Source organism: Sphingobium sp. MK2 (genome assembly GCF_040170545.1).
Taxonomy (GTDB): Bacteria; Pseudomonadota; Alphaproteobacteria; order Sphingomonadales; family Sphingomonadaceae; genus Sphingobium.
In genome coordinates this window covers 34,463-49,045 of sequence record NZ_JAZDXA010000027.1, presented here as the reverse complement: position 1 = coordinate 49,045, position 14,583 = coordinate 34,463, and the positions used below count along the sequence as shown (strand labels likewise).

Here is a 14,583-nt window from a genome sequence, read left to right as displayed (position 1 = left end):
AATTGACGCGATGGGCGGGGATGAGGGCGTGTCTGTGATGATGGCGGGCGTTGCGCTTGCCCGTCACCGGCACGACGGACTCCTTTTCACCCTGTTCGGTGACGAAGCGCGGATCAAATCCGCGCTCGACAAGCACCCCAATTTGCGGGCTGCGTCGGATGTCGTCCACGCTCCTTCGGTGGTCGATGGGGCAGACAAGCCCGGCGTTGCCATCCGCAAGAAGGACAGCTCGATGAGCATGGCCATTGCGGCCGTGAAATCGGGTCAGGCCGGTGCTGCGGTATCGGCGGGCAATACCGGCGCGCTGATGGCGATGGCGAAAGTGGCGCTGCGGACCATGCCCGGCGTCGATCGCCCTGCGCTGGCCGCGATGCTGCCGACGCTGGGCGACAATGACGTCATCATGCTCGACTTGGGCGCCAACACCGAATGCGACGCCCGCAATCTCGTCCAGTTCGCCGTGATGGGCGCGGCCTATTCGCGTATTGCCTTCGACCTTGAACGGCCGCGCGTGCGTCTGCTCAATATCGGAACCGAGGATCTCAAGGGCACGGACGAAATTCGCGACGCGGCCGCCATATTGCGCGCCGCCGACACCTTGCCGCTTCAGTTCGATGGCTTTACCGAGGGCGACAAGATCAGCCGCGGTGATACCGACGTGATCGTGTGCGACGGCTTTTCGGGCAATGTCGCGCTCAAGACCGCGGAGGGCACCGCCCGTTTCGTCACCGACGTTCTGCGCAAGGCGTTCACCAGTTCGATCCGCTCGAAGATCGGCTTCCTGATCTCCAAGCCTGCCATGCATCTGCTCAAACATCATCTCGACCCCAATAACCATAATGGCGCGGTCTTTCTGGGCCTCAACGGCGTTGTCGTGAAAAGCCATGGTAGCGCCGATGCCAAGGGCGTGGCCAACGCGGTCCATGTCGCCGCGCGCTTGCTGGAAGAAGACATCACCCGTCGCATCGCTGCCGATATGGCGGGCATTGCGGACCTGTCGGCCGCCGCCGCCAAGCTGGAGCTGCCCGTCAAGTGATCCGTCGGTCAATATTGCTGGGCACCGGCTCGGCCCTGCCTGTTCGCGCGGTCAGCAATGCCGAACTGGCGCAGACTGTCGATACTAGCGACGAATGGATCGTCGAGCGCACCGGCATCCGCAATCGCCATATTGCCGGAGAGGGCGAAACGACATCGACGCTGGCGACCGACGCTGCCCGTGCCGCACTCGATGCAGCCGGTGTCGCGGCGCGGGATATCGACCTCATCATCCTGGCGACGGCGACCCCCGACCAGACTTTTCCTGCCAGCGCGACCACAGTCCAGGCCGCGCTCGGCATCGACGATTGCGTTGCTTTTGACGTTGCCGCCGTCTGTTCGGGCTTTCTCTATGCCATGACCGTGGCGGACAGCATGATCCGCTCTGGTGCCGCGAACCGCGCGCTGGTGATCGGCGCGGAAACCTTCAGCCGCATCCTCGACTGGGAGGATCGCGCCACCTGCGTTCTGTTCGGCGATGGCGCGGGTGCGGTGGTGCTGGGCGCGGAGGAAAGCGCCGATGGCGCGCGCGGTATCCTGGCGTCGAAACTCCATGCCGATGGCCGCCACAATCAGCTTCTCTATGTCGACGGCGGCCCGTCAACGACGCAGACCGTGGGCAAGCTGCGGATGCGTGGGCAGGAGGTGTTCCGCCATGCTGTCGTCAACCTCGCCTCGGTCCTCAATGAAGTCATGGCGATGGCGGGCCTGACCAATGCCGACATCGACTGGCTGGTCCCGCACCAGGCAAATGCCCGCATCCTCGACGCCACGGCGCGCAAATTGAAGCTGTCGCCTGACCGGGTGGTGGTGACCGTCGACCGCCACGCCAATACTTCCGCCGCGTCGGTTCCGCTGGCGCTCGACCTCGCGGTGCGCGACGGGCGGATAAAGCCGGGCGAACTCATCGTCCTGGAAGCGATGGGCGGCGGCTTCACCTGGGGTGCCTGCGTCATTCGCCTGTGACGTAACGGCAGGCAAAGCTTGCACATTTGCCGAAAATCGGTCAATTTGACGCTCTGTCATCGGGGAGCGACGGGTTATGAGCGGCACGGGTACATTGACGCGCGCGGATCTGGCGGAAAGCCTCAACCGCCATGTCGGCTTGTCGCGGGCGGAAGCCGCTGCGCTGGTCGAATCGATCCTCGACCATATGTCGGTCGCGCTGGAGCGCGGCGAGAATGTGAAAATCTCCAGCTTCGGTACTTTCGTCCTGCGCGACAAGACGCAGCGCATGGGTCGCAACCCCAAGACCGGGGTCGAGGTGCCGATCCAGCCGCGCCGGGTACTGACGTTCCGCGCCAGCCAGACGATGCGCGACCGGGTCGCCTGATCCCCATCCTGGCCCACTGGCTTTTTCTTCTTTCTCCGACATTTACCATGGTTGACGCGCGCCCGGCTGTGGGTGCAACATCGCTGTCATGAAAAAGGTGGAGGGGGCATTTCTGACCATCGGCGAACTGGCCGGTGAACTGGGTTTGGCCCAGCATATTTTGCGCTATTGGGAAACGCGGTTTCCGCAGTTGCGACCACTGCAGCGCTCCGGCAATCGGCGCTATTATCGCCCCGCCGACGTCGATCTCGCCCGCCGCATCCACCATCTGCTGAATGTGGAGGGCTTCACCGTTAAGGGTGCGCAAAAGGCACTGGAAGACGGCAATGGGGCTGCTCCTCCGGTTTCGCCGCAGCAGGCCGAAGAACACCTGCTCACGCGCCTGGAAACTATCCGTGCCACGCTGGCACGCGCGATCGCTCTATAGCGTCCGCGCATAGATGAGGTCGCGGAACGGCACGTCCCCGACCATGAAGGTCAATTCGCCGATCTCGCCAAAGCCATGCCGCGCATAAAAGCGTCGCGCGCGGTCATTTTGCGGATAGACGGCGAGCAGCAACCTGCGCGCGCCGCGCCGCCGCGCTTCTTCGACCACCAGCGCCATGATCCTATCGCCATGTCCGCCACCCTGCCAGCCATGCAGCAGGTAGATGCGCTTCAATTCCACGTCACGCGCCGGGTCGGTCGCGATCGGCAGATCGGGCGGGGTGATCATCGCATAGCCCACCACCGCGCCCAGCGGGGTTTCGCCGATCAGCACGGTTTGCGCCGGATCGGCGAGCGCTGATGCATAATAGGCCTCGCCATGCGCGGTGCGGATATGGGCGGTCAGCGCCGCACCCGGATGATCATGGGCAAAGCTGGTGAGGAAGGTCGCCCCGCCTAATATGGAGAGGGCAGGGGCGTCGCGTGCCTCCGTCCGGCGCCACGTGATCGGCGTCACCGCGAACTTGGCCCCAATGCGGGGTCGAGGTCGCGCGGTCGGGTGAAGCTGGCTAGTGTTGCGACACCTTCTTTTGCCTGCGACCAGCGGTCGATGGCGAGGTCAAGCACTGCTATGCTGGCGGTCGGGAACTTCGCCTCCACATTCTCGCGCAAGTCATTGTTGCCATCATCAGGAACCAGATCGAGGATCAACTCCTCCAGCCCCGGATTATGCCCGGCGATCAACACGCTGTCGGCCTTGTCAGGCAAATCGCGCACGACGTCGAACAGGATGGGGGAGGAAGCGAGGTAGATGCGCCGGTCCCAATGCGCGTCGAGTATCTGGCCATAGCCTGTGAAGAAGACGTCCAGCGTCTCCACCACCCGCACGGCGGGCGAGGCCACCAGCATGTCGAACTGCATGGCGCGGCGCGCGGCGAACTGGCCCATCAATATGGCAGCCTTCTCGCCCCGGCGGTTCAACGGCCGGTCGAAATCGCGAGCCACCGGATCGTCCCAGTCCGACTTGGCGTGGCGCAACAGGGTCAGCCGTTTCATTCTGTCTCCTGGGGGGGCATGCCGGATTCGGCCCCCTGATGCCCCAAAGCGGCGGCTTCGCCAAGCGTTTGCGCGCGCGCACTGGCGTTGACTGCCAGGATCGCTTCGTCCAGCATCAGGCGACGGATCGGCGTTCCCGGCGGGAAGGCGCTCAATAACCGGCTCGGCATAGCGGCCGACAGGATCACGAAACTGCCCCTGTCCTCGGCCCGGCGGATCAGCCGCCCGAACGCCTGCGCCAGCCGCGCGCGGATCAGCCGGTCGTCATAGGCATTGCCGCCCCCTGCCAGTCGCCGCGCCGCGTGCAGCACTGTAGGCTTGGACCAGGGCACCCCCTCCATCACCACCAGCCGCAGCGAATGGCCCGGTACGTCCACGCCGTCGCGCAAGGCATCGGTGCCGAGCAGCGAGGCGCGCGGATCGTCGCGGAAGATATCGACCAGGGTGCCGGTGTCGATCGGATCGACATGCTGCGCATAAAGCGGCAGGCCTGCGCGTGCCAGCCGGTCGGCAATGCGCGCATGGACACCGCGCAGCCGCCGGATCGCAGTGAACAGCCCCAGCGTGCCGCCGCCCGCCGCCTCGATCAACCGGCCATAGGCACCGGACAAGGCGGCGATGTCGCCACGCTTGATGTCGGTGACGATCAGGACTTCGGCTCGCCCCGGATAGTCGAAGGGGCTGGGTGCCTCGAACCGTTCGGCGCCATGGGGCAGGTGGACCGCGCCGCTGCGTCCCTCCGCATTGCTCCATTCGCCGCCGCCTTTCAGCGTCGCGCTGGTGACGATCACGCCCTGCGCGGGTTTGAGCACGGCTTCGGCAAGCGGACGGCTGGGGTCGAGCCAGTGGCGATGGATGCCGATGTCGAATTCGCGCCCCTCGATCCGGTCGACCGCCAGCCAGTCGACATAGTCGGGGTCCGCCGGGCCGCCGATCCGCGTCAAAAGCGCCAGCCAGGCTGCGATCAGGTCGCGCCGCCAGCCGAGCGACGCCACCGCGCCCTCGATCCGCGCCCGCGCCGCGCTGTCCAGCCAGTCGGGCGCATCCTCTATCACCGCTTCCAGCCGTCGCCCCAGCCGCACCAATGGCTTGATGAGCGCGTCGAGCGCCAGCGCCGCTTCCTGTGCCGCCTCGACCAATGCGCCATCCGGTTCGGCCAGTTCGGTTTCCATGCCATAGCCCGCGTCGGCCTCGCCCGTATCGGCGGCGCGGGCGTAGACGGTGGCGCGCACCGCGGTCAGCAAGGCTTCCAGCGCCCCGAACGGTTCGCCTGCGACAACGCGCTTGAGCCATTCATCGGCGGGCAGCGCCTGCGCCGCATCGATCGACGCGCGGATCGCTTGTCCGCCTTCCTCGTCATAGCTGGCAAGATCGGACAGGCGCGCCGCCAGCCCGCGCCGCCGCCCGCGTGATCCACCTTCCGGTCCCATGATCCAGCGGCGCAGCTCGATCGCTTCCTGCCCCGACAGCGCGACCGAAAAGGTCGAATCGGCGGCATCGAACAGATGATGGCCTTCGTCGAAGATGATCCGCTGTGGTCGCTGGCCGGTTTCCCGCCCGCGTGCGGCGTTGATCATGACCAGTGCATGATTGGCGATGACGATGTCGGCGTCCGCGCTGGCCCGCGACGACCGCTCGATGAAGCATTTGCGATAATGGGGGCAGCCGGCATAGATGCACTCGCCCCGTCGGTCGGTCAGCGCGGTGGATCCATTGCGCCGGAACAGCGTCGGCAACCAGCCGGGCAAGTCGCCGCCCACCATGTCGCCATCCTTGCTGAACGCGGCCCAGCGCGCGACCAGTTGCGCCAATATGGCCGCGCGCCCCGTAAAGCCGCCCTGCAACGCATCCTCCAGATTGAGCAGGCAGAGATAATTTTCCCGCCCCTTGCGCACCACCACGCGCTTGGCGGCTACGGCCGGGTCGGGAAAGAGCCGCAGCGATTCGCGATCGAGCTGGCGTTGTAGCGCTTTGGTATAGGTCGACACCCACACTGTCCCCTGCGCCTGTCCCGCCCAGAGCGAGGCGGGGGCGAGATAGCCCAGCGTCTTGCCGATGCCGGTGCCCGCTTCGGCCAGCAGCATATTGGGCTGGTCGCGATGGCGGCGCGGCAGGAAGGCGGCGCTGGCGGCGGCGGCATAGGCGCGCTGGCCGGGACGCGGCTCGGCCCCTTCGCCGGTTAGCGCATCGAGCCGGGCCAGCACCTGCCCTTCATCCAGCGCGATCGTGCGCGGGGCGGGGCGGGGCTGCGCCTCCTCCCATTCGGGCAATTTGGAAAAGAGCCAGCGTTCGGCTTCCTTGGGTTTGGCGATGCGCGGGGCGACCAGCGGCGCCCAGGTCCAGCGCAGCCGGTGCAGCGATTGCGCCGCGGTCCAGCCGCCCTCGCGCTCGGTCCACTCGGCCGATCCCAGCCGGTCGAGCATCACCTGTGCCGCGTGTTGCAGCAGGCCGGGAATGTCGCCTTCGCTTGCCGGAACCGACAGATTGAGCGCGGCCGCCAGCCCTTTGGGCGTGGGCACCAGAAATCGGGCGGGGTGGAGAAAAGCCCATAATTCCAGTAGGTCGAGGCCGTTCAATTCGGGATAGCCGAGCCGCTGGCCGGTCAGGGAGGCGTTGAGGAGCAGCACCGGGGTCTCAGCCGCGCGGGCGATCGCCCGTCCCTTGGCAAGCCCTTGCGTGTGGCCGCCATCGCGCAACCAGATGCCGCCATGGCTGGCGTGAAGGGCGGGAAGGTCGGCGGGGTCGATCACCTGCCCGGCTTAGGCGAACAGGAACAAAAGGAAAACCTGTTTTGGTCGGCTTTCAGCCGGTGCGGCGGCCAAATCCGCCACCGCTCATCGCCATGGGTTGCATTCGGGGTTGGAAGGTGACGGGCGCGCGGCGTGCGGCCTTGGCAATGGCCAGTTTCTCGAACAGCGGCCCTTCGGTCAATTCATAGAGAAAGCGAATGCCCATACGATCCTCTTCAGACCAGCGCACGGTCCCAAAGACACTATAGCCATCCAGGTCGATCTGGCATTGCGACTTGGGCGGCAGCGTACAGCCTGTGACTTGGGCGCCACCTTCGCTCAGGTCGACAATCACACCTTGCAGGCTATCCAGCACCGTCGTCACGACGATGGGAATCTCGACAGAGATGCGCTCCCGGCTGCGCTGAATCTGCATTTCGCCTCCAATCACGCAGAACAGTATCGCTATTCAAGGTTAATGAAAGCCAAAGACGACCCAAAGCTAACAGTCCTTGTCAGCAAAAGCCGTTCCCTTTCGCGAGGTGGGACGGTAGAGGCTCGGATATGACCGTATCCGACACGCTCCGTACCGCCGCGCAGGCGGCCAAGGCCTGGCCCTATGAAGAAGCGCGCAAGCTGCTGAAACGCTATCCGCCCCACGGACCCGACGGCGGCGTCCCGGTGAAGGGGCATATTCTGTTCGAAACCGGCTATGGTCCATCGGGTCTGCCGCATATCGGCACGTTCAACGAGGTGCTGCGCACGACCATGGTGCGCAACGCCTGGCATGCGCTGTCGGATGTACCGACCCGGCTGATTGCGTTCAGTGACGACATGGACGGCTTGCGCAAGGTGCCCGACAATGTCCCCAACCAGGCGATGCTGACGGAACATCTGGGCAAGCCGCTGACGCAGGTGCCCGATCCATTCGAGAAATTCGAAAGTTTCGCGCATCACAACAATGCGATGCTGCGCGAATTTCTGGACCGTTTCGGATTCGATTATGAGTTTGTGTCCGCCACCGACCGCTATCAGGCGGGCGCGTTTGACGACGCGCTCAAAAATGTCCTGCACCATTATCAGGACATCATGGACATCATGCTGCCGACCCTACGCAAGGAACGGCAGGCGACTTATTCGCCTGTTTTGCCGATCAGCCCCAAAAGCGGTATCGTCCTGCAAGTGCCGGTAGAGGTCATTGACGCCGATGCAGGCCTTATCCGTTTCGAGGATGAGGGCGAGATGATCGAGCAGTCCATTCTGTCAGGCGCGGCCAAGCTGCAATGGAAGGTCGATTGGGCCATGCGCTGGGTCGCACTGGGTGTCGATTATGAGATGGCGGGCAAGGATCTGATCGACTCGGTCACGCAATCCTCCAAAATCTGCCGCGCGCTGGGTGCCCGTCCGCCCGAAGGGTTTAACTATGAGATGTTTCTCGATGAAAAAGGCGAGAAAATCTCCAAGTCGAAGGGCAATGGTCTCAGCCTTGAACAATGGCTGACCTATGGTCCGCAGGAAAGTCTGGCCTTTTACGCCTATCGTGAGCCCAAGAAGGCGAAGCAACTGCACATGGGCGTTATCCCCAGAGCCGTTGATGAATATTGGCAGTTCCGCAGCAATTATGCGAATCAACCAATTGAACAACGATTGGGCAATCCGGTTCACCATGTCCATGATGGCAAGCTGCCGGACGGCACGCTGCCGGTAACCTTTGGCCTGTTGCTCAATCTGGTCGGTGTGATGGGGGATGCCAGCCGCGATCAGGTCTGGGCTTATCTTAAAAATTACGTGGCCGACGCTAATGCGGAAGCCTACCCCGAACTCGATGCGCTGATCGGGCACGCCCTCGCCTATCATCGCGATTTCGTGGCTCCGACGCTGCATCGCCGGGCACCTGATGCCAATGAGGCCGGGGCGCTGCGACGGCTGGATGCCGAACTTGCCGCCCTGCCCGAAAGTGCGTCGGCGGAGGACATTCAAAATATTGTCTATGCCATTGGGAAGGATGAGACTTTTGGCTTTGCCGAACTGCGCGATTGGTTCAGGGCGCTCTATCAGACATTGCTTGGCGCGGATCAGGGGCCGCGTATGGGCAGCTTTATCGCACTCTATGGCATCGCCAATAGCCGAGCGTTAATTGCCGAAGCGCTTGCAGCCTGACAGTGCGGGCAGGCGGGAACATTTGCCTGAATTGGTCGTTTGCCGGTCAGTCCACCCCCCTTTCGGACTGATGGAACGCTTTGCGGACCATCGGCCGCGCCTACCCGGCAACGGGTGGCGCGGCCAAGGGGATGCTGACGAGAAAGACCCCCGACGGCTGGCGTCGAGGGTCTTCTTCATTCGGTCAGTGTCTTACCAGAAGAAGCCGCGATGCACCTGGATCACGCGACCAGTGCGCACGTTCACGAGCAGCACATCGTTATAGTGCCGTACCCAACGCTGGTTCATGCCCGGACGGGGCAGGCGATAGCGATAGGGATCGCTGATATAATAGCGAGAACTGTAATAAGTGGGGCGAAGCTGCGCGCCCACATTCCATTGATTGTAGCGGAACGGTGCTTGCCAATTGCCCGCGCGATAAACATTGCGGTTGTTGCGGCGGTAGTCGCGCCAATCCTCGCGCACTTCGCGCCGGGCTTCGCGCACGTCGCGTCGTTCGGCCCGTACATCACGCGGACTGCCATAGCGTTGCGCCTGGCGCAGGTCACGCTGTTCTTGACGCAAGTCGCGCTGGCTTTGGCGGACTTCGCGGGCGGACTGCGCCGATGCAACGCTCGGCGCAACCGTTGCAGCCAATAGGCCAAGAATGATCAGTTTACGCATATCTCGTCTCCAATTTGTCTGGCGGCTCAACCGGATGGGGAAGGTTCGGTTCCGCTGCCAACACACAGAGATATGCCGCTGCGCGGCTGAACGATGCGAGAATAGACCTGTCAGTTTTCAGTCATTTATGTCGCAAAATGTAATGTCGGATCATCTTTGCCAGCGATGCTCGCGAAACCATTTCGTGACCACATATTTGGTGCCCGACTCGACTGGGCGTGCGGCATGGAGGCTCATCACATTGGGTGCTCCCGTGCGGTCCATATTGTCCCACGCCAGCAACATGCCTTCGACGGGCGGGACCATGAATTCACAATGTGGAAAATGCGTCTCGCCCCCAATATCGACTTCCGACAGATAGATCATCGCAGTCCAACTGCGCTGGCCGCCGCTCTTGCGCATACGCTGCCAATAATCGGCGTTGACCGGGAAATAGTCGCAATGGACCTTATATTCCTGTCCAACGGTATAGCGCTGGCCTTGCAGGGTTTCGCCATGATCGGCAGGCAGGCCCGTCAATCCGCAGATCCGATCGGTCACTGTGCGCACTAGATCGTCCAACGGATCAAGGTTGCAGCTATGGCTCGTGCGATAATCCGCATTTGCGCTGCCTGAAAATAATGTCGATGGTTTTGCGCCAGCATCAATCATGGCGCGAAGGGCGGCACATTCCTCGCGGCTCAAGAACGCCTGTCGTCCGAAAATGTCGATCCGGTCGCTGTCGATCCGGCTGACCATCGGGTTGCGCTCCAATCTGGCGCGCACATCAGCGCCGATTTGCGCGCGCGCAGGGGAAGCAACGCCGCCATCATTCAATATATCCGTCATACCTGACTCCTGCCACAGAGTGAAGGCGCATGAAAAGACCCCGGCGCGTCACCGCACCGGGGTCAGTCGTTCCTGAAGGCCACTCCAGGAAGTCCGCTTACGTCACCAGAAGAAACCGTTGATCACATCCACAACATATCCGTCGCGAATATCTACCAGCAAGGCGTCATCATAATAGCGTATCCAGCGCAGCGTGCCATAAGCAGGGGGCAGGCGATAAGCATAGGGATCGTTCAGCCAGAAATTATTGGCATAGAGCAGGCTGGACAGGGTTATTCCCACTGAAAAGCGCCGATAGCCATAATCCCATCCGCGCGGCGCATAGTAACGGCCCATACGGAACTGGTTGGCGTTGCGGTTGCGATAGCTGTTCCAGTCATAGCGCCGATCCTGTCGCCAGCCATTGTCCCAGCGCCGCTGGTCGTTCCAGCGGGTGCGATCGTCGTAACGGCGGCCGTTATTCCAGTTGCTATTGCCAACGCCGCCGACCCAGCCGCGATTATTGTTCCAACGCTGATCGTTGCGCGGATCGCCCCGCCCGTCCTGACGGTCATCGCGCCGCTGGTCACGCCGATCATTCCGCCAGTCCTGTTGTCCGTCGCGGCGGTCATTCCGGGCATCCCGCGGCGCATAGCGCCTATCCTGCCAGCCTCCACGCTGCTCCGGCGTAGATATGACCCGGTCATTGAGATTCCGATCAGGCGCGGTGCGCATCCGGGGATCGGGACGCGGCTGATCGCGCCGTTGTTGGTCCCTCTGCGCCGGATCGGGGCGGATGATGTCGCGGCTTGGCTGTTGAACCCGCGGTCCGGCGTCGGGCCGTGCCGGGCGCATCGCGTTGCCACGCATATCGCCACCGGCACGATCAGGTCGTTGCATCCGCTCGCTGCGGTTGCCGCGCTCGCGCGGTTCGCTTTGGGCGTAAGCAGGCGCGATGCCGCTCAACAATGTCGCACTCATCAACCCTGCCAGCATCATCTTCCTGAACATCGTTCTGACTTTCGTTCTACGGGCGTAGAGTACGCCCTGATGTTCTCTGATTAGGATATTCTCCGTGTCACAAGTCTGAACCCGTTCGTCAGCCATTTGAAAGAATCGATCATCGGCAAATGTTTACGATCATTCATCTTGTAATCACGATATTCATCTTGCGCCTTCCCGGCGATAAACAGGGTATCGCCTCAAAAGCTGATCCAGATCAGTGCATGGGATTTCAACTCCCTCTAGGACCGCTGCGTGAAGAAATCCCCCCATGTCGGCCGAATCCGTCAGGCCTTGCGCGACGCAACGACGGAAGACCATCAACAGGTAGATATGTTGTTCGCTGGTCACGCGCTGGGTTCGCCGGAAAGTTACCACATTTTTTTATCGGCTCATGCCCGCGCTTTGGGCGCGCTGGAGCCGGTTGCGCGGCCTGCTACGCCGCGTTTGCCGCTTCTGGCCCATGATCTTGCCGCATTGGGGTGCCACATGCCTGCGCCGCTGCCGCTGGATGTGCGTTCTGGCGAAGGCTATCGCTGGGGATTGCTGTATGCGCTTGAAGGATCGCGCCTAGGTGGTGCGATGCTGGCGCGAAAAGTCGCGCCGGGCCTGCCTACCGCCTATCTCTCTGCTATCCACGAGAAGGGTGAATGGACTGCCTTCCAGCATAGACTCGACAGCGCAGCGGCACAGGGGGATGAGATGTGGCTGGACGATGCCGTGCTAGGAGCGAAGGCAGCCTTTGCCCTTTTTGCGCAGGCGGGTGCCGACGAAACGGCGACGATGTATGGCTGATGTGGACAATCCTGCTGGCTTTGCCGTTGATCTGACCAATTGTGACCGCGAGCCCATCCATGTGTTGGGCACGATCCAGCCGTTCGGCTTTCTCATTGCCCTGACCGCCGATTGGCTGGTGTCGCGTGTCTCGGCCAACAGTGCTGCCTTTATCGGCCACGAACCCGACGCTTTATTGGGCCAGCCGATCAGTACGGTGTTTTCAGCCGACGCGATCCATGCGCTGCGCAATCGTATCACGTTGTTGCGAGGGCCTGATTCGGTCGAGCGCATCTTCTCCCTGTCCCTGATCGACGGCGGTCTGTTGTTCGACATCGCCGTGCATTTTTCCGGCCAACTGGTGGTGATCGAAGGTGAGCCTGCCGCGCATGACGAGATGGAAGCGAGTAGCATCGTTCGCTCAATGGTCTCGCGGCTGGCGCAGGTGGAAGGCATGGCGGCGTTTCTTCGCGATGGTGCCCGTCAGGTGCGGGCGCTCACCGGATTCGACCGGGTCATGGTCTATCGCTTTGCCGAAGGCGGTGATGGCGAGGTGGTTGCCGAAGCGCTGCGTTCGGGCGTCGATAGTTTCTACGGGCTTCATTATCCAGCGTCGGACATTCCGGTACAGGCGCGCGCCCTCTATCTGCGTAACATCTTCCGCGTAATCGCTGATGTTAAGGCGGTGCCGGTGCCGGTCGTGCCGATGCTGGATCCCAATGGGGCAGCGTTTGACATGTCACTTTGCCTGACGCGCGCGGTGTCGCCCATCCATATCGAATATCTCTGCAATATGGGCGTGGGGGCCTCGCTTTCCATTTCGATCATCGTCGAAGGCAAATTATGGGGGCTGTTTGCCTGCCACCATTATGCCCCACGCCTGCCGACCTTTGCCCAGCGCAGTGCCGCCGAATTATTTGGCCAGATCTTCTCGATGATGCTCGAAAGCCGCGAACGCGCAGAAACCGCCACTTATGAGGGCAAGGCGCGGCAGGTTGCCGATCGATTGATCGCGGCGGTCGCACAGGATCACGATCTGTTGTCCAATGCGCGTTGGCTGGGCGATATCATCTTTGATACCATCCCCGCCGATGGCGTGGGCGTGTTCATCGACGGGCAGATGACCTTTTCCGGCCTGACGCCGGACCCTGCGGATTTTTCGGCCATCATTGCGATGATGAACCGGGTTGCCGCCAGTCAGGTGTACACTACCGACAATTTGTCGTCGCTGCTACCGGACGCGGCTGCCTATGCCGATCGTGCCGCTGGATTGCTTGCCATTCCACTCTCGCGTCGCCCGCGCGATTATGTCGTACTGTTTCGCGCCGAACAATTGCGGGCGGTGCGCTGGGCGGGGCAGCAGGACAAGCATATCGAATATGGCCCTAATGGCCCGCGTTTGACCCCGCGCAAGAGCTTTGAAAGCTGGTCGCAACTGGTCAAGGGTGTGGCGTTGCCCTTCGCCCCCGCTGAATTGCGTGTAGCCGAAGCGCTCCGAACCGCCTTGCTGGAAGTGGTGCTGCGTCTTTCTGATTCTGCTGATCAGGAACGGCAGCGCGCGAACGAGAAACAGGAATTGCTGATCGCGGAACTCAACCATCGCGTTCGCAACATTCTTTCCCTCATCCGCGGCTTGCTGTCGCAGACGCGCGATAGCGCCGGGTCTGTTGACGAGTTTATCGGCACACTCGAAAGCCGCATCCATGCGCTGGCACGGGCGCATGATCAGATCACCGCCGATCGCTGGAGTCCTGCGCGCCTCTACGATCTTATCGAGGTGGAGGCGGGGGCCTATCTGGGCGAACGACGCGATCGGGTGCAATTGTCCGGTCCCAATGTGTTGCTCACTCCCGGTTGCTTTACGGTTATGGCGCTGGTGATCCACGAAATGCTGACCAACGCCGCCAAATATGGTGCGCTGTCGGACAATGGCACGGTCAAGATAAATTGGCGGGTGGACGCGGACGGTAGCCTGCTGCTCGACTGGACGGAGAGCGGCGGACCGGCGGTATCGGCACCGACGCGCCGGGGTTTCGGTTCGACGGTCATCGAACGGTCCATCCCTTATGATCTGGAGGGGGATGCTGAAATCCATTATCGGCTGGCCGGGATCGAAGCGCACTTTTGTATTCCATCGCGCCATATCGTCTCGGTGCTGCCTGAAGCTGCGCCGCGTGACCGGACAAAGCCCGCGACACCCGCAACGCCCAGTCTGCTGCGCGATCGCAATGTCCTGCTTGTCGAGGACAATATGATCATTGCCATGGATGGCGAGGATGCGTTGCGCGAGTTGGGAGCAGAGGTGCTGACCGTGGCCAGTGTCGGACGCGCCCATGAAGCAATCATGGTTCAGGCGATTGACCTGGCCGTGCTGGACTTCAATCTGGGTCATGAAACCAGCTTGCCGGTAGCCGACCTGCTGACACAGAAAGGCATCCCCTTTCTTTTCGCTACGGGCTACGGCGATGGGCTGGAACTGCCCGAACGCTTTGCTGATATCGTGCTGGTCAAGAAACCCTATTCAGGTACCACGCTTGCCCAAGCTTTCGGACCAATGATCGCTCCGCCGACCTGAGACCTAATATAGCTGCTGGGAAG

Annotated in this window: 14 protein-coding genes; 7 read left to right on the top strand and 7 right to left on the bottom strand. The window is 62.2% G+C overall.

Going from position 1 to position 14,583, the window contains the following annotated elements; genetic code table 11:
• The first annotated feature begins 10 nt into the window (after nt 1-10).
• The 4 genes from plsX to V2I08_RS13120 all read left to right on the top strand — a co-directional run bounded on the left by plsX (nt 11) and on the right by V2I08_RS13120 (nt 2,795).
• Nucleotides 11-1,036: a phosphate acyltransferase PlsX gene (gene plsX, locus V2I08_RS13135; RefSeq protein ID WP_310221464.1), complete on the top strand. Its 1,026-nt coding sequence runs from the start codon at nt 11-13 to the stop codon at nt 1,034-1,036.
• Nucleotides 1,033-2,001: a beta-ketoacyl-ACP synthase III gene (locus tag V2I08_RS13130; RefSeq protein WP_349635511.1), complete on the top strand. Its 969-nt coding sequence runs from the start codon at nt 1,033-1,035 to the stop codon at nt 1,999-2,001. Before plsX ends, V2I08_RS13130 begins: the two co-directional genes overlap by 4 nt.
• Nucleotides 2,002-2,077: 76 nt before the next feature.
• Nucleotides 2,078-2,368, top strand: a complete 291-nt coding sequence (ihfA, locus tag V2I08_RS13125; protein ID WP_037472241.1) for an integration host factor subunit alpha — start codon at nt 2,078-2,080, stop codon at nt 2,366-2,368.
• An 88-nt stretch (nt 2,369-2,456) separates the two neighbouring features.
• Complete coding sequence (locus V2I08_RS13120; RefSeq protein ID WP_349635510.1) at nt 2,457-2,795, top strand: MerR family transcriptional regulator; 339 nt, start codon at nt 2,457-2,459, stop codon at nt 2,793-2,795.
• Here V2I08_RS13120 and V2I08_RS13115 read toward each other — a convergent pair.
• Genes V2I08_RS13115 through V2I08_RS13100 form a run of 4 tightly spaced genes read right to left on the bottom strand, consistent with a single transcriptional unit; the run spans nt 2,790 to nt 7,015 of the window.
• Complete coding sequence (locus tag V2I08_RS13115) at nt 2,790-3,311, bottom strand: GNAT family N-acetyltransferase (protein ID WP_349635509.1); 522 nt, start codon at nt 3,309-3,311, stop codon at nt 2,790-2,792. The two genes, V2I08_RS13120 and V2I08_RS13115, sit on opposite strands and share 6 nt — an antisense overlap.
• Nucleotides 3,308-3,850, bottom strand: a complete 543-nt coding sequence (locus V2I08_RS13110; protein WP_333971953.1) for a histidine phosphatase family protein — start codon at nt 3,848-3,850, stop codon at nt 3,308-3,310. The genes V2I08_RS13115 and V2I08_RS13110 overlap by 4 nt, the downstream gene beginning before the upstream one ends.
• Entirely contained in the window at nt 3,847-6,600 is a 2,754-nt protein-coding gene (locus V2I08_RS13105) for an ATP-dependent DNA helicase (protein WP_349635508.1), read from the bottom strand. The genes V2I08_RS13110 and V2I08_RS13105 overlap by 4 nt, the downstream gene beginning before the upstream one ends.
• Nucleotides 6,601-6,652: 52 nt before the next feature.
• Nucleotides 6,653-7,015 carry a PilZ domain-containing protein gene (locus V2I08_RS13100; RefSeq protein ID WP_310221055.1) on the bottom strand — a complete coding sequence of 121 codons (363 nt, stop codon included), beginning with the start codon at nt 7,013-7,015 and terminating at the stop codon, nt 6,653-6,655.
• A gap of 128 nt (nt 7,016-7,143) precedes the next feature.
• Between V2I08_RS13100 and V2I08_RS13095 the strand changes: the two genes are divergently transcribed.
• Nucleotides 7,144-8,739, top strand: coding sequence for a lysine--tRNA ligase (locus V2I08_RS13095; RefSeq protein ID WP_349635507.1), 1,596 nt, complete (start codon nt 7,144-7,146; stop codon nt 8,737-8,739).
• Between the two features lie 192 nt (nt 8,740-8,931).
• Here V2I08_RS13095 and V2I08_RS13090 read toward each other — a convergent pair whose 3' ends face one another.
• From V2I08_RS13090 to V2I08_RS13080, 3 genes are all read right to left on the bottom strand, one after another.
• Nucleotides 8,932-9,402 carry an RcnB family protein gene (locus V2I08_RS13090; protein WP_310221058.1) on the bottom strand — a complete coding sequence of 157 codons (471 nt, stop codon included), beginning with the start codon at nt 9,400-9,402 and terminating at the stop codon, nt 8,932-8,934.
• A gap of 150 nt (nt 9,403-9,552) precedes the next feature.
• Nucleotides 9,553-10,230, bottom strand: coding sequence for a 2OG-Fe(II) oxygenase (locus tag V2I08_RS13085; protein WP_349635506.1), 678 nt, complete (start codon nt 10,228-10,230; stop codon nt 9,553-9,555).
• A 102-nt stretch (nt 10,231-10,332) separates the two neighbouring features.
• Complete coding sequence (locus V2I08_RS13080; RefSeq protein ID WP_349635505.1) at nt 10,333-11,220, bottom strand: RcnB family protein; 888 nt, start codon at nt 11,218-11,220, stop codon at nt 10,333-10,335.
• A 246-nt stretch (nt 11,221-11,466) separates the two neighbouring features.
• Between V2I08_RS13080 and V2I08_RS13075 the strand changes: the two genes are divergently transcribed.
• Nucleotides 11,467-12,006 carry a biliverdin-producing heme oxygenase gene (locus tag V2I08_RS13075; RefSeq protein WP_349635504.1) on the top strand — a complete coding sequence of 180 codons (540 nt, stop codon included), beginning with the start codon at nt 11,467-11,469 and terminating at the stop codon, nt 12,004-12,006.
• Entirely contained in the window at nt 11,999-14,560 is a 2,562-nt protein-coding gene (locus V2I08_RS13070; protein ID WP_349635503.1) for an HWE histidine kinase domain-containing protein, read from the top strand. The genes V2I08_RS13075 and V2I08_RS13070 overlap by 8 nt, the downstream gene beginning before the upstream one ends.
• The last annotated feature ends 23 nt before the right edge of the window (nt 14,561-14,583 follow it).

Bases quoted from the DNA above. Each gene is read 5' to 3' on its own strand.
- plsX (WP_310221464.1), top strand. From the start codon at position 11: ATGGGCGGGGATGAGGGCGTGTCTGTGATGATGGCGGGCGTTGCGCTT.
- ihfA (WP_037472241.1), top strand. From the start codon at position 2,078: ATGAGCGGCACGGGTACATTGACGCGCGCGGATCTGGCGGAAAGCCTC.
- V2I08_RS13120 (WP_349635510.1), top strand. From the start codon at position 2,457: ATGAAAAAGGTGGAGGGGGCATTTCTGACCATCGGCGAACTGGCCGGT.
- V2I08_RS13110 (WP_333971953.1), bottom strand. From the start codon at position 3,850: ATGAAACGGCTGACCCTGTTGCGCCACGCCAAGTCGGACTGGGACGAT.
- V2I08_RS13100 (WP_310221055.1), bottom strand. From the start codon at position 7,015: ATGCAGATTCAGCGCAGCCGGGAGCGCATCTCTGTCGAGATTCCCATC.
- V2I08_RS13095 (WP_349635507.1), top strand. From the start codon at position 7,144: ATGACCGTATCCGACACGCTCCGTACCGCCGCGCAGGCGGCCAAGGCC.
- V2I08_RS13090 (WP_310221058.1), bottom strand. From the start codon at position 9,402: ATGCGTAAACTGATCATTCTTGGCCTATTGGCTGCAACGGTTGCGCCG.
- V2I08_RS13085 (WP_349635506.1), bottom strand. From the start codon at position 10,230: ATGACGGATATATTGAATGATGGCGGCGTTGCTTCCCCTGCGCGCGCG.
- V2I08_RS13080 (WP_349635505.1), bottom strand. From the start codon at position 11,220: ATGTTCAGGAAGATGATGCTGGCAGGGTTGATGAGTGCGACATTGTTG.
- V2I08_RS13070 (WP_349635503.1), top strand. From the start codon at position 11,999: ATGGCTGATGTGGACAATCCTGCTGGCTTTGCCGTTGATCTGACCAAT.